Raw genomic sequence first — 14721 nt, forward strand, 5'->3', positions numbered from 1 at the left:
CATGGACCTGCAAGGCTTCCTGCATCACTCCCCCGACCTGGGGCACGCCGACACCCGCGCCCTGGGCCTGTGCCTAGGAGCCCTGGTGGGCGCCGGGCTCGACCGCCTGCCACTGCCCGCCGGGGGCGCCACCCTGCAACGCTGGCAGGCCCTGGCCAGGGTCGCCGGCCATGACCTGGGCCTGTGCAAGCTCTACGAGGGGCACACCGACGCCCTGGCGATCATGGCGGAACTGGGCTGCCCCGTGCCCCCCGGCACCACCTGGGGCACCTGGGCCGCGGAGCCGCCCCAGGCCCGGGTGCACGCCGTTGCCGATGGCCCGCACTGCCGGCTCAGCGGCACCAAGGCCTGGTGCTCGGGGGCCGAGGTGCTCAGCCATGCCCTGCTCACCGCCTGGGACGCCGACGGCCACCAACGCCTGGTGGCGGTGGCCCTGGACCAGCCCGGGGTGCAGGTCGAGAGCGGCAGCTGGCAAGCGGTGGGCATGGCCAGTACCGGCAGCCAGCGGGTTGACTTCCACGAGGCTCGTGGCCAATGGGTCGGCGGGCCGGATGACTACCTGCAGCGCCCGGGCTTCTGGCAAGGCGCCATCGGCATCGCCGCCTGCTGGCTGGGGGCCGCCCAGGCCATCGCACGCCCCCTGCGCGAACACTGCGCCAAACGCGACGAGCCCCATGCCCTGGCCCACCTGGGGGCAGTGGACAGCGCCCTGCATCAGGCCGCCTGTGTGCTGCGCCACAGTGCCCGGCAGTTGGATCAGGCGCCCCAGGCCAACTGCCAGTTGCTGGCCCGGCGCGCCCGGGCGGTGACCGAGGCCAGCGTCGACAGCGTGCTGCACCACGTCGGTCGGGCGCTGGGCGCCGGCCCCTATTGCCTGGACCGGCACTTCGCCCGGCTGCTGGCGGACCTGCCGGTGTTCATCCGCCAGAGCCATGCCGAGCGTGACCTGGCCATTCTCGGTCAACAGCTGGCCAACGCCGCCCACGCTGCAGCGGACCCGGGAGGATGGCAACTGTGAAAGCCAATCCGATTGTCGGTCGCGGCACCTCGCTGCGGGCCTGGCAGGCTTCCTCGCAACTGCAGGCCATGGCCGCGGTGGATATTCGAACCCTGGTCCCGCAAGGAGCGCGGGCGGTGATTGTGGCCCCGCACCCGGACGATGAAATCCTCGGCTGTGGCGGCCTCCTGCAACTGCTGGCGGCGCAGGGGCGCGAGCTGCTGCTGATTTCGGTCACCGATGGTTGCGCCAGCCATCCCGGCTCCCGGCGCTGGCCGGTGCAGCGCCTGAGCCAGGTGCGACCCCAGGAGTCCGCTGAAGGCTTGCGCCGCCTGGGCCTGCCGCTGCAGCGCATCACCTGGCTGCGCGCGGGCTTCGAGGACAGCCGCGTCGCCCGGGACGAAGCCGCCCTGACGCAGTTCATCCAGGGTTGCCTGCGCGCCGGTGACGTGCTGTTCAGCACCTGGTGCGAGGACGGCCACTGCGACCACGAAGCCGTGGGCCGGGCCTGCGCCCTGGCCGCCCGGGCCGCGGGCGCGAGCCTCAAGGAACTGCCGATCTGGACCTGGCACTGGGCCGATCCCGAGGGCCGGCAGCTGCCCTGGGAGCGTGCCCGCAAGGTGCTGCTCAGCCCCGCCCAGGTGGCCCGCAAGCGCCATGCCATCCACGCCTTTGCCAGCCAACTGGAGGGCGACCCGCAGATCGGCCTGGCGCCCGTGCTGGCACCGCACATCATCGAGCGTCTGCTGCAACCTTTTGAGGTGGTGTTCCTATGAGTGTCGACAGTCGCTATTTCGAAGGGCTGTTCGCCCGGGACCAGGACCCCTGGGCCTTTCGCCAGCGCTGGTATGAACAGCGCAAACGTGCAATCACCCTGGCCAGCCTGCCGCGCCGCCACTACCGGAGCATTTTCGAACCCGGCTGTGCCAACGGCGAACTCAGCGCCGAACTGGCCAGCCGCTGCGACAGCCTGCTGGCCTACGACACCGCGCGCAATGCGGTGGACCTGGCCCGGCAGCGCTTGCACTCCTTCCCCCACGCCCGGGTGGAACACGGCCGCCTGCCCCAGGACTGGCCCAAGGGGCCCTTCGATCTGATCGTCATCAGCGAGATCGGCTATTACCTGGACGCCGCCGACCTGGCGCAACTGGTGGCACGGGCCCTGGGCTCCCTGGCCGCTGATGGCCAGCTACTGGCCTGCCACTGGCGCCCGCCCATTGCCGAGTGCCCCCTGGATGCCGGACAAGTGCACGAACTGCTCCATCGCCATTTGCAACTGCCACGCTTGCTGGAGCACCAGGAAGCGGACTTTCTCCTCGACCTCTGGGGCCGCGAAGCGGATTCGGTCGCGACCCTGGAGGGCCTGCGATGATCGGAGTGGTGATACCCGCCCATAACGAGGAGCAACTGCTGGCCGACTGCCTGCGCTGCGCCCTGAAAGCCGCCAGCCACCCCGAGCTCAATGAAGACGTGGCGATCCTGGTGGTGCTCGACAGCTGCTCCGACGGTTCTCTGGACATTGCCCGCCAGTTCGCCGTGCAACACCTGCAATTGCAGGTGCGCAATGTCGGACGGGCACGGGCCGCGGGCGCGCAACTGCTGCTGCAGGCCGGCGCCCGCTGGCTGTCCTGTACCGATGCCGACAGCCGCGTACCCGAAGACTGGCTGGTAGCCCAGCTGGCCCTGGGCGCCGACGCCGTCTGCGGCACCGTCACCGTCGACCGCTGGAGCGAAGGCTTCGAACCCCAGGCCCGGATCCGCTATCACGACGCCTACCAGGACGACGATGGCCACCGGCACATCCATGGCGCCAACCTCGGCATCAGCGCTGCAGCCTATGTCCGCGCCGGCGGCTTCGAGGCCCTGGCCTGCCACGAGGATGTGCAGCTGGTGCGGCAGTTGCAGCGCTGCGGCGCCAGCATCGCCTGGAGCCGGCATCCGCAAGTGATCACCAGCGGGCGCCTGGATTCGCGGGCCAAAGGTGGGTTCGGCGATTACCTCAAGCGCCTGAACGAACCTTGCGCAGGGCTGTGAAGTACAGCATGGCATTGGTCAGTGCGCCTCCCCGGGCGGAGAATTGCCGTCTACCCTGTGACGGGCTTGGTAATCAGCAAATAAGCCTGGGCTGGCACTGCGTGAAAAGCTCCAGGCTGTGTATGATTACCCCCGAATCGCGGTGCCCCAAAGGTATGGGGCACCGGCACTTCACGCTGAGGCAGGTACCAAGGAATCAGCGTGCGTGCAAACCCAGGGCCGCGACTGAACGGAGGTTCAACCGCTATTGCCGTGGCCCGGAAAACAGGGATGTGACACCCAATGAAAGCCATACCCGCAATCGACAGCAACTGGCCCAGCCAAGTCTGGAACAGTGCCCGCAGCCTGGCCGAGGTGCCGGCCATCAATCTGGCCAGCCTGGTTCCGGCCGGCTCCCGGGCAGTGATAGTCGCCCCTCACCCCGGTGACGAAGTGGTCGCCAGCGGCGGCCTGCTGCAAGTGCTGGCCCACCACGGCTACCCTCTGCAACTGATTTCCATCAGCGACGGCAGCGCCAGCCATCCCGGGTCGGAGCTGTGGCCCAAGCGCCGCCTGAGCGTGTTCCGGCCCCAGGAAAGCGCCGAAGCCCTGCGTCGCCTGGGCCTGCCCCTGCATAGCCTGAAGTGGATCCGCGGCGGCTTTGCCGACAGCGCCTTGAGCGAACGGGAACAGCAGCTGGTGCCCTTCATCTGCCGCTACCTGCGCGACACCGACGTGGTGTTCAGCACCTGGCGCGCCGATGGCAACCTCGACCACGAAGCCGTGGGCCGGGCCACGGCCAAGGCCGCGAGCCTGGTGGGTGCGCGTTTTCATGAGATTCCGATCTGGGCCTGGCACTGGGCGGCCCGCGAGGAGCACCAGATCCCCTGGCAACGTGCGCGCAAGCTGCGCCTGGACACCTGGACCGTGGCCCGCAAGCGCCACGCCGCCCACGCCTATGCCAGCCAGTTGCAGGGCGAGCCGGAGATCGGCCTGGAGCCGTCGCTGTCGCCGGTGCTGCTGGAGCGCCTGCGCCTGCCCTACGAGGTCATCCTGATGTAGGCCTGCGCGGGTGGAAAATAAGCTGAACGCACGCACCGGTCGCCAGTCCCATCTGTAACCGCCACTGATTCCAAGGAGCCCGCGTGAGCAGCGATTCCACCCGCCAGCCCAACCCCGAGGCGGTCCAGCGGTTACGCGTTCTGACCGTCAACACCCACAAGGGCTTCACCGCCCTGAACCGCCGCTTCATTCTTCCGGAACTGCGCGAGGCCGTGCGCAGTACCCAGGCCGACCTGGTGTTTCTCCAGGAAGTGCTGGGCGAGCACGAGCGCCATGCCTCGCGCCTGGACAACTGGCCTCAGCAGTCACAGTACGAGTTTCTCGCCGACAGCATGTGGAGCGACTACGCCTACGGGCGAAACGCGGTATACCCCGACGGCCATCACGGCAACGCCCTGTTGTCGAAGTTTCCGATCCGCCAGTACCGCAACCTCGATGTTTCGATCACCGGCCCGGAGCGCCGGGGCCTGCTGCACTGCGTGCTGGATGTGCCCGGCCACGCCGAGGTCCACGCCATCTGCGTGCACCTGAGCCTGCTGGAAAGCCATCGCCAGTTGCAGCTGGCGCTGCTGGGCCAGTTGCTCGAATCCCTGCCCGAGGAGGCACCGGTGATCATCGCCGGCGACTTCAATGACTGGCAGATGCACGGCAACGCCACCCTGGGCCGGCGCAACGACCTGCACGAAGCCTTCGAACGCCATCATGGCCGCCCGGCCAAGACCTACCCGGCCCGCTGGCCGCTGCTGCGCCTGGATCGGGTCTACCTGCGCAACGCCCACAGTCACCGCCCGCAGATCCTCGGCAACAAGCCCTGGACCCATCTCTCCGATCACCTGCCGCTGGCGGTGGAAGTGCACCTGCCGCCTGGGGCCGCACATCAGAATTCATGAATAAATAGCCGTATTCCCGCCAGAGTCGACCATGCTTTTCCCCGAACCCGAGCCTGGGGGCGCCCGCCTCCGGGCCAACCTTGAGCCCAGAGAAGGAGTCAAGCGATGAGCGAGCAACCCACGATTGTCCTGGTCCACGGTTTCTGGGGCGGTGCCGCCCACTGGAACCGGGTCATCGTCGAACTGCTGAACCGCGGTTACGAGAAGATCCGCGCCGTGGAACTGCCCCTGACCTCCCTCGCCGAGGACGTCGAACGGACCCGCAAACTGGTGGCCCAGCAAGCGGGGCCGGTGCTGCTGGTGGGGCACTCCTACGGCGGCGCGGTGATCACCCAGGCCGGGCATGCGCCAAACGTCGCGGGCCTGGTGTACATCGCCGCCTTCGCCCCGGACCAGGGTGAAAGCCCCGGTGGCCTGACCCAGGAGTTCCCGCCTGAAGCCGCCGCCAATCTGGCGCCCGACAGCGACGGCTACCTCTGGGTGCGTCCGGAGCGTTTCCAGCAGAGCTTCTGCCAGGATCTCAGCCCCCAGGAAGGGTTGGTCATGGGCCTGACCCAGAAGGCGCCGCTGGCCAGTACCTTCGGCGACGCCCTCGGGGCCCCGGCATGGCGCGATAAACCTTCCTGGTACCAGGTGTCCCGAGCCGACCGCATGATCGCCCCTGCGAACCAGGAGCGCATGGCCGCCCGGCTCAACGCCCGCAAGGTCATTCACCTGGACGCCAGCCACGCCTCCCTCGCTTCCCAGCCCGGGCCCGTAGCCGCGCTGATCGCCGAGGCCGCCGACTCCCTGTAACCGGTTGACTGGGCGATCTTCAGACGAGCCGTTGGCGTCCTCGCAAACCCCACGCCCCAGCGACGGAGCGCCGCCCAGACCGTTCACAACCTTCGGCAGCGGCTACAGGACGCCTGGGTCAACTGTCAGGGCGCAGGATCAGTACGGCCAGCGGCGGCAGGTTGAGTACCAGGGACAGGGCCTGGCCATGGCTGCTCTGCTCTTCGCTGAAGGCCTCGCCACCGTTGCCGTAGTTGGAGCCGGCATACAGTTGCGAATCGCTGTTGAGCAACTCGCTCCAGCGCCCCGCCACCGGCACGCCGACGCGATAGCCCTGGCGTGGCACCGGGGTGAAGTTGGCCACCACCAGCAGCGGTTCGCCGCTCTTGCTCCAGCGCAACCAGGCATAGACGCTATTGATCGCATCGTCGCCGATCAGCCATTGGAAACCCTGGGGCACGTCGTCCTGGTCGTGCAGCGCCGGGTACTGGCGATACAGGCGGTTGAGGTCCCCCACCAGTTGCTGCACCCCTCGGTGCTCGGGGTACTGCAGCAGGTACCAGTCCAACTGCTGGTCGTGGTTCCACTCGCGCCATTGGCCGAACTCGCAGCCCATGAACAGCAGCTTCTTGCCCGGATGGGCCCACATGAAGCTCAGGTAGGCCCGCAGGTTGGCGAACTTCTGCCAGCGATCGCCGGGCATCTTGTCGATCAGCGAGTGCTTGCCGTGCACCACTTCGTCGTGGGAGATCGGCAGGATGAAACGCTCGGACCAGGCGTACACCAGGCCAAAGCTCAGTTCGTTGTGATGGTGGGCGCGGTACACCGGGTCCTGCTGGATGTAATGCAGGGAATCATGCATCCAGCCCATGTTCCATTTATAGGCAAAGCCCAGGCCGCCCTGATCGGTGCGCTGGCTGACCCCGGGCCAGGCCGTGGACTCCTCGGCGATCACCAGGGCGCCCGGGGCCTCCAGGGCCACGACGTCGTTGAGGTGGCGCAGAAAATCAATGGCTTCGAGGTTTTCCCGGCCGCCGTGGCGGTTCGGCACCCATTCCCCGGCCTTGCGCGAATAGTCACGGTAGAGCATCGAGGCCACGGCATCCACCCGCAGGCCGTCGACGTGGAAATGCTTGAGCCAGTGCAGCGCCGAAGCCAGCATGAAACCGTGCACTTCGGTACGCCCCAGGTTGTAGATCAGGGTGTCCCAGTCCTGGTGGAAGCCTTCCAGGGGGTTGCCGTACTCATACAGTGCAGTGCCGTCGAACTGCGCCAGGCCGTGGGTATCGGTGGGAAAGTGCGCCGGCACCCAATCGAGAATCACCCCGATGCCCGCCTGGTGGCAGGCGTCGACGAAGGCTGCGAAATCCTGCGGGCTGCCATAGCGGGCGCTGGGGGCGAACTGCGACAGCGGCTGGTAGCCCCAGGAGCCGCCAAACGGGTGCTCCATGATCGGCATCAGCTCGATATGGGTAAACCCCAGGTCCTTGACGTAGGGAATCAGCCGTTCGGCCAGTTCGGCCCAGCTGTACTGGCGGGCCACTTCTCCAAGGTCGTCCACTTCGCATTGCCAGGAACCGGCATGCAGCTCATAGATCGACAGCGGCGCGTCCACCCGCTGGCGCTCGCCACGGGCCAGCATCCACTCCTGGTCCTGCCAGTCGATGGTCAGGGGCGGCGCGACTCTGGAGGCGGTGTCCGGCGGCAACTGCGTGGCCAGGGCCATGGGGTCGGCCTTGAGCGGCAGGATGCCCTGGGGCCCGAGGATCTCGTATTTGTAGGCCTCGCCCGCCTGCAGGCGCGGGATGAACAGCTCCCAGACCCCGGAGGGATGGCGCAGGCGCATCGGGTGCCGGCGCCCGTCCCAGATATTGAAGTCGCCCACCACCGAGACCCGCCGGGCATTCGGTGCCCAGACCGCAAAACGCACGCCGTCGATGCCGTCCACGGTGGTCAGTTGCGCCCCCAGGCAGGAACTGAGGTCGCGGTGATTGCCTTCGGCAAACAGGTACAGGTCCATCTCCCCCAACAGGGGGCCGAAGCTGTAGGGGTCTTCACTGACCTGTTCGCCCCCGGCCCATTGAATGCGCAAGAGATAGGGCCGGGTCTCGGGAAAGTGCCCGACAAACAGCCCCGGCACCTCACCGGCTTGCAGGCTGCCGAGCACCTGCTGCTGGTCGCGGTCGAGCACCTGCACACTCAGCGCCCCGGGCAGGAAAGCGCGGATGAATTGCCCGCCGGCGCCATCGCCGTGGGGCCCGAGAATGGCGAATGGATCGCGGTGTTCGGCCCGTACCAGGGCGTCGATGGCCTTGGCCGAAGGAAGCAATGCCGGTTGCTGCTTTCCCTGTTCCTTGTTCGAGAAACTCATGACTGCTCTCCACCACTCTCAATATCGGAAAAGGGTTTCAGTTCACGCAACAGCCCCACCAGGCCGTGCAACGGCACGGGCAACCAGGCGGGACGGTTCTCCGCTTCATAGGCCAGCTCGTAGGCGGCCTTCTCCAGGCTGAACAGTGCCAGGGCGGCATCCGCGGCCGCCGGGTCCTGCCAGCCATGGGCAAGATTAGCCGTCGCCAGCCGATACGCCTGGACAAAGGCGTGGCGCGCCTCGGCCAGGTAGCGCGTGACCACTTTGCGCCGCCCCGCCGCCGCGCCTTGCGCGCCGTCCACCGCCGGTGCCTCCAGGGCCATGGCCGCCGCGTAGTCGAAGGAACGCAGGACCCCACTGACATCCTTGTACGGGCTGTGCTTGCCGCGGCGCTCGGCCAGGGGCCGGGCCGGCTCGCCCTCGAAGTCGATCAGGTAGGCATCGCCCTTGATCACCAGTACCTGCCCCAGGTGCAGGTCGCCGTGGACACGAATCCGCACGCCCCCCACCAACTGTTTGGCCAGTTGCTGGATGTGACCCAGGATCAGCGCCTTATGCTGCAACAATTTGCCGAGCAATTTCTGCTCCCCTGCCGCGAGTTCGGCCTGGTGCTGTTGAAGCAGTTGCAACCCGCGCTCCAGTTGCTCGGCAACCTGCTGGTTCCAGGCCTGGGCATCCTTGGCGGTGGCGTGCTCGGGAGCGAAATCCGGATTGTCGCTGGGGGCCGCCAGCAGCAGGTGCATTTCCCCCAGGCGCTGGCCCAGCAGGCCGGCGAAATCCTGGAGCTCGCCCAAGGCGTTGTAGTGCTGCTCCTGCTCGGACATGGCCTCGGCCAGCTCGTCGCGGATCGCCCGCTCGAGGTTGTTCTGGGTCCACTCCCAGGCATCGCCCTGATTGTTCAGGTAGCCCTGGGCGATCATCAGCAGATGGTCTTCGCCCTGGGCATCGCGACGCAGCACCGAGCCCAGCAGCGGCGAGATGTGGGCAAAGCCGGCAGCGGTGAGGAAGGCGCCCATTTCCAGTTCCGGGTGAATGCCCCCCGCCACCTTGCGGATCAGCTTGAGCACCAGGCTGCCGCCCACCACCACCGAGCTGTTGGATTGCTCCGCCGACAGGTAGCGCACCTCGGCGTCGACCCCCAGGCCCAGCGCCGCCAGCTGCGCGGTGGCCTCGAAACGGATCTGGCCCTGCTCGCTGTCCAGGCAGGTGGCGCCCTGCAGCGCCAGCAGCACGTTGCGCACGAAACTGTCGAGGGCGAAGGCGTCGGTGATCAGCCCCACCTGGCGCCCGCGACGCACCCGGGCCATGGCCAGTTGCTGGGGCAAGGCGCTGTTGATCTGCTCTTCGGCCAACAGGCCGAACGGCAACTGGTAGCGCTCGCTGCGCCCGGCGCTGGTGACTTCGATCTCGCTGAGCAGCACCGGGTGCTGCGGGTCGCCAAAGCGCACGCCGTAGGCGATCCGCGCCTGGTCGATGGCGCTGTCCTTGCCGGCGAACCAGCGCCGCTTGGGCAGCCAGTTGGGCAGTACTTCCTGCTCCAGGGTGGTGCGCGATGGCGCTTCGAGCAATTCTTCGAGGCGTTTCTTCAGCACCAGGGTGGTGAAATCCGGCAGGCTCTGGGCCGGTTCCACGTGCCAGCTGGGCATCTGGTTTTCCGCCGCCAGGACGAACCAGTAGAAACCGTAGGGCGCCAGGGTCAGGAGGAAATTCAGCTGTCCGATGGGCGGAAAGGCGTTCCCGCCGAGCATCTCCACCGGCACCATGCCCGCGAACGCCGAGAGGTCCAGCTCCGCGGCCTGGGCGCTGCGCGAGACGTTGGCCACGCACAGGATGATCTCCTGCTTGCCGTCAGGCCCGGTGTATTCCCGGGTATAGGCCAGGATCCGTCGGTTGCTCGGCGACAGCATCTTCAGCGTGCCGCGGCCAAAGGCCTTGGACTGCTTGCGCACCGCCAGCATGCGCCGGGTCCAGTTGAGCAGCGAATGGGGATCGCCGGACTGGGTCTCGACGTTGACTGACGGGTAGCCGTACAGCGAATCCATAATCGGCGGCAGCACCAGGCTGGCCGGGTCGGCCCGGGAGAAACCGCCGTTGCGGTCGATGGACCATTGCATCGGCGTACGCACGCCATCCCGGTCCCCCAGGTAGATGTTGTCGCCCATGCCGATCTCGTCGCCGTAGTACAGGGTCGGGGTACCGGGCATCGACAGCAGCAGGCTGTTGAGCAGCTCGATGCGCCGCCGGTCACGCTCCATCAGCGGTGCCAGGCGCCGGCGGATCCCCAGGTTGATCCGCGCCCGGCGGTCGGCGGCGTAGTAGTTCCACAGGTAGTCGCGCTCGCGGTCGGTGACCATTTCCAGGGTCAGTTCATCGTGGTTGCGCAGGAAGATCGCCCACTGGCAGTTGGCCGGGATCTCCGGGGTCTGGCGCAGGATGTCGGTGATGGGGAAGCGATCCTCCTGGGCCAGGGCCATGTACATGCGCGGCATCAGCGGAAAGTGGAAGGCCATGTGGCACTCGTCGCCGTCGCTGCCTGTGACATCGCCAAAGTACAGCTGGGTGTCTTCCGGCCATTGGTTGGCCTCGGCCAGGAGCATGCGGTCCGGATAGTTGGCGTCGATTTCGGCGCGGATCTGCTTGAGCACCTGGTGGGTCTCCGGCAGGTTCTCGTTGTTGGTGCCATCGCGCTCGATCAGATAGGGAATGGCGTCCAGGCGCAGGCCGTCGATGCCCATGTCGAGCCAGTAGCGCATCACCGAGAGCACGGCCTTCATCACCTGGGGGTTGTCGAAGTTGAGGTCCGGCTGGTGGGAGTAGAAGCGGTGCCAGAAGTACTGGCCGGCCACCGGGTCCCAGGTCCAGTTGGACTTCTCGGTGTCGAGAAAGATGATCCGCGTGCCGTCGTATTTCTGGTCGTCGTCGGACCACACGTAGAAATTGCGCGCCGCCGAACCCGGCTTGGCCTTGCGTGCACGCTGGAACCAGGGGTGCTGGTCGGAGGTGTGGTTGATCACCAGCTCGGTGATCACCCGCAGCTCGCGCTTGTGGGCCTCGGCGATAAAGCGCCGGGCGTCAGCCAGGGTGCCGTAGTCGGGGCTGACCCCGCGGTACTCGGCGATGTCGTAGCCGTCGTCGCGCCGCGGCGAGGGGTAGAACGGCAACAGCCAGATGGTGTTGACCCCCAGGTCCTTGATGTAGTCGAGTTTGGCGATCAGCCCGGGAAAATCGCCGATTCCGTCGTTGTTGGAATCGAAGTAGGACTTCACATGCACCTGGTAGATCACCGCGTCCTTGTACCAGAGCGGGTCCTTGATAAAGGTCGTGGGGCGAGGTTTCTTGGCCATGTCGGGCTCCTGAAAAAATTGAATTCGCAGCTGCCACAAACCACGCCCCACCGTGGGAGCTGGCTTGCCAGCGAAGGCGTCGGCCAGGCCTGCACAAGGCCCATGGGCCCAAGCCGGCTCCTACGTGGCGGTGATGCGCCAGATGCCGAAGGGCTGCGCCGGTTCGATGCGCATGAACTGGGTCTTGCCGTACCAGGTCCAGCGGTGGCCGTTCATCAGGTCCTCGCCCTGGGTCTGGGCGTCATCGGCCAGGCCCATTTCCCACAGCGGCAATTCGAAATGCGCCTCCTGGGGGTTGAACGGGTCGAGGCTGACCGCCACCAGCACGAAGTTGTCGCCGCTGCGCTTGCCGAAATACAGGATGTGGTCATTCCAGGCGTTGTACAGCTTGAGCCCCAGGTGGCTGTGCAGCGCCGGGTTCTGCCGGCGGATGCGGTTGAGCTGGGCGATCTCGGCAATGATGTTGCCCGGCGCCGAGAAGTCCCGGGGGCGGATCTGGTATTTCTCCGAATCCAGGTACTCCTCCTTGCCCGGCACCGGCGCCGATTCGCACAGCTCGAACCCGCAATACATGCCCCACAGCCCGGATCCCATGGTGGCCAGCACCGCGCGGATCAGAAACCCCGGGCGCCCCGAGTCATGCAGGAACTGTGGGTTGATGTCCGGGGTGTTGACGAAGAAGTTGGGGCGGAAGCAGTCGCGCCACGGCGGCTGGTTGAGTTCGGCCAGGTAGCTGGACAACTCGCTCTTGGTGTTGCGCCAGGTGAAGTAGGTGTAGCTCTGGGTGTAACCGACCTTGCCCAGGCGGGCCATCATCGCCGGGGTGGTGAAGGCTTCGGCGAGGAAGATCACCTCCGGGTACTGGCGGCGCACTTCGCCGATCAGCCACTGCCAGAACGGCAGCGGCTTGGTGTGGGGGTTGTCCACGCGAAAGGTCTTGACCCCCTCCTCGACCCAGCCGATGACGATGTCCCGCAGCTCCAACCACAGGCTGGGAATGGCCTCGGCGGCATAGAAGTCGACATTGACGATGTCCTGGTACTTCTTCGGCGGGTTCTCGGCGTATTTGATGGTGCCGTCCGGGCGCCAGTTGAACCAGCCCGGGTGCTGCTTGAGCCAGGGGTGGTCCTGGGAGCACTGGATGGCGAAGTCCAGGGCGATCTCCAGGCCGTGGTCGGCGGCCGCCGCCAGCAGCCGGCGGAAGTCCTCCCGGCTGCCCAGTTGCGGGTGGATGGCCTCGTGGCCGCCCTCCTCGCTGCCGATTGCATAGGGGCTGCCGGGATCGTCCGGGCCTGCGCTCAGCGAGTTGTTGGGCCCCTTGCGGTGGCTGCGACCGATGGGGTGGATCGGCGGGAAATACAGCACGTCAAAGCCCATGTCGTGAATCATCGGCAGCCGCGAATGAACGTCGTTGAACGTGCCGTGGCGGGCCGGATCGTCGGTGATCGAGCGGGGAAACAGCTCGTACCAACTGGCGAACTGCGCCTGTAGCCGCTCCACATCCAGCGGGTACTCGGGGCTCAGGCTCAGGTAGGGCCGGTGATCGGCCTCGGCCATCAGGCGCGCGCTGGACTCGCTGAGAAACAGCGCCACCTGCTCGGCCTCCAGCAACCCGGACAGCTCTCGCTGCAACGCCAGCAACTGCTCGCGCAGCGGCCCTTCGCTGCGCTCGGCGGCCTGTTGCACATGGCTGCGGCCCTCCTGCAGCTCCAGGCTGACCGCAACCCCGGCCAGGTGCTTTTTCTCCAGCTCGTAGCAGAAGCTGGCGAACTGATCGATCCAGGCTTCGATGCAGAAGCGGTAGCGCCCCACTTCAGGCACCGTGAAACGCCCCAGCCAACCGTCGTTGCCCTGGTCTTCCAGGGCCTGGCTGGCCCAGCTGTCCTGTTGCTCGTTGTGCCAGCGCACCCGCACCGCCAGTTTGTCGTGGCCGTCGGCGAATACCTTGCACGCCACCTCTACCTCCTGGCCGGCCACCGCCTTGACCGCGAACTGGCCGCCGTCGAGCACCGGGCGGATGCTCTCGATGGCAATGCGCGGCAGCAGGAGGGCCTGGGACAACGGCAGGTGCGCCTGGTATTGCTGTTCGGTCGGTTTTTCTACAGTCATCGAGCATCACCCCTTTTTCACGTCTTCGACGCTCTGGTGGCGGGGCCGCGGCCCCGGTGAATCAATGCACTTAGGTTCCGAGCCAAAGCCTGCGGCGAAAGTTCACCGCGATTGGTCGGCCAAGCGGCGGGAATCAAATCCGCGCCGCTGCGGTCCACCAGAAGAGCCCGTGCATCTGCAAGCACAAAGGAGGCCAGCGCGATGAATATCCCGATCCCGGCAGAAACCCCCGATCCCAACATCGACCAACCGACCCTGCCCCCCAGCGAGCCTGAGCCGATCCCGGAGCAGGAACCGCCGGAAAGCACCCCGCCACCCAAGGGCGACCCGCCCACTACCATGCCGCCGGTGGTGGTCAGCGCCTGAGCCCGGGCGCCTGCCCAGCCAGCAAGCATAGACAGCCGCGCGGGGAGGCCCGGAGCATCAGCCGTCCTGGCGCTTTTCCAGGCGCCGGACAATCAGCGGCATCAGGCTGAAGACCATCAGCGCCAGCAAGGTACTGAGCACCGCCGTGGCCTCGCGGCCCATGCCGGCGGCCACGCCGATGGCGGCGGTCATCCACAGCCCGGCGGCGGTGGTCAGGCCCTTGACGTGCTGGCCCTGGTCTTCTTCACGGCCCTTGAGGATGGTCCCGGCGCCGAGAAAACCGATCCCGGCGATGACCCCCTGGAGCACCCGGCTCATGGCATCGGCCTGGGCCCCGGACAGGCTCGGCACCAGCACGAACAGAGCCGCGCCCATGGCCACCAGCATATGGGTGCGAACCCCGGCGGCCTTGCCCTGGTGCTCGCGTTCGAAGCCCAGAATGCCCCCCAGCAGGGCCGCCACCAGCAGCCGCAGGGTGATCTGGGTCAGTTGCCGGGCATCGCCGATATCGGCGAATTCGTCTTGCAGGGTCAGCCAGACTTCTTGCCACCAGGTGTTCATGCGATCGCTCCTCGTCCCTTCGCGGGCTCCTGAGCGATGGACCGCGCCCGCCAGCAAAAGGTGCCGCCATCACCACCGCAGGAACCGGCTTGCCGGAGAAGAGGCCCCAAGCCGGCTGCCAACCCCACGGACGCCTTCGCTGGCCAGCCAGTTCCTGCACAAGCCTGCTCCTGCCCAGCCACCGTTGATCGCCGTGGTCGAACCCTGGCCAGCCCCTGCGCCCTAACCTGTACA

At 66.9% G+C, this 14721-nt stretch carries 12 protein-coding genes; 8 read left to right on the forward strand and 4 right to left on the reverse strand.

The genetic code is table 11. The annotated features are described in order from the left end of the window. The first annotated feature begins 1 nt into the window (after position 1). The 7 genes from AC1RL5_RS04895 to AC1RL5_RS04925 all read left to right on the forward strand — a co-directional run bounded on the left by AC1RL5_RS04895 (position 2) and on the right by AC1RL5_RS04925 (position 5757). Entirely contained in the window at positions 2-1018 is a 1017-nt protein-coding gene (locus AC1RL5_RS04895; RefSeq protein ID WP_072450460.1) for an acyl-CoA dehydrogenase family protein, read from the forward strand. After that, positions 1015-1773: a PIG-L deacetylase family protein gene (locus AC1RL5_RS04900; protein WP_072450462.1), complete on the forward strand. Its 759-nt coding sequence runs from the start codon at positions 1015-1017 to the stop codon at positions 1771-1773. The genes AC1RL5_RS04895 and AC1RL5_RS04900 overlap by 4 nt, the downstream gene beginning before the upstream one ends. Continuing rightward, positions 1770-2369 carry a class I SAM-dependent methyltransferase gene (locus AC1RL5_RS04905; protein WP_093403052.1) on the forward strand — a complete coding sequence of 200 codons (600 nt, stop codon included), beginning with the start codon at positions 1770-1772 and terminating at the stop codon, positions 2367-2369. The genes AC1RL5_RS04900 and AC1RL5_RS04905 overlap by 4 nt, the downstream gene beginning before the upstream one ends. Further along, on the forward strand, positions 2366-3031 hold the full coding sequence (locus AC1RL5_RS04910) for a glycosyltransferase family 2 protein (RefSeq protein ID WP_072450465.1): 666 nt from the start codon (positions 2366-2368) through the stop codon (positions 3029-3031). The genes AC1RL5_RS04905 and AC1RL5_RS04910 overlap by 4 nt, the downstream gene beginning before the upstream one ends. 282 nt (positions 3032-3313) lie before the next feature. Next, positions 3314-4072 carry a PIG-L deacetylase family protein gene (locus AC1RL5_RS04915; protein ID WP_072450467.1) on the forward strand — a complete coding sequence of 253 codons (759 nt, stop codon included), beginning with the start codon at positions 3314-3316 and terminating at the stop codon, positions 4070-4072. 83 nt (positions 4073-4155) lie between these two features. After that, positions 4156-4962, forward strand: a complete 807-nt coding sequence (locus AC1RL5_RS04920; protein WP_011061165.1) for an endonuclease/exonuclease/phosphatase family protein — start codon at positions 4156-4158, stop codon at positions 4960-4962. Positions 4963-5067: 105 nt separating this feature from the next. Beyond that, complete coding sequence (locus tag AC1RL5_RS04925) at positions 5068-5757, forward strand: alpha/beta hydrolase (protein WP_015635519.1); 690 nt, start codon at positions 5068-5070, stop codon at positions 5755-5757. Positions 5758-5875: 118 nt separating this feature from the next. Here the strand turns inward: AC1RL5_RS04925 and glgB are convergent, their stop codons facing one another. The 3 genes from glgB to AC1RL5_RS04940 all read right to left on the reverse strand — a co-directional run bounded on the left by glgB (position 5876) and on the right by AC1RL5_RS04940 (position 13560). Continuing rightward, positions 5876-8107, reverse strand: a complete 2232-nt coding sequence (gene glgB / locus AC1RL5_RS04930; protein ID WP_072450469.1) for a 1,4-alpha-glucan branching protein GlgB — start codon at positions 8105-8107, stop codon at positions 5876-5878. Next, positions 8104-11451: a maltose alpha-D-glucosyltransferase gene (gene treS / locus AC1RL5_RS04935; RefSeq protein ID WP_401332800.1), complete on the reverse strand. Its 3348-nt coding sequence runs from the start codon at positions 11449-11451 to the stop codon at positions 8104-8106. Before treS ends, glgB begins: the two co-directional genes overlap by 4 nt. Before the next feature lie 120 nt (positions 11452-11571). Beyond that, the gene (locus tag AC1RL5_RS04940; RefSeq protein WP_072450472.1) at positions 11572-13560 is read right to left on the reverse strand and encodes an alpha-1,4-glucan--maltose-1-phosphate maltosyltransferase; all 1989 of its coding nucleotides are present in this window, start codon (positions 13558-13560) and stop codon (positions 11572-11574) included. 201 nt (positions 13561-13761) lie between these two features. Here AC1RL5_RS04940 and AC1RL5_RS04945 point away from each other — a divergent pair, with 201 nt between their 5' ends. Beyond that, positions 13762-13926, forward strand: coding sequence for a hypothetical protein (locus AC1RL5_RS04945; protein ID WP_019095231.1), 165 nt, complete (start codon positions 13762-13764; stop codon positions 13924-13926). Positions 13927-13983: 57 nt separating this feature from the next. On the opposite strand, the gene AC1RL5_RS04950 is transcribed toward AC1RL5_RS04945, so the two are convergent. Continuing rightward, positions 13984-14487, reverse strand: coding sequence for an MgtC/SapB family protein (locus tag AC1RL5_RS04950; RefSeq protein ID WP_011061160.1), 504 nt, complete (start codon positions 14485-14487; stop codon positions 13984-13986). Between the last annotated feature and the right edge of the window lie 234 nt (positions 14488-14721).

This window comes from Pseudomonas sp. GW822-FHT06D10 (assembly GCF_058799535.1).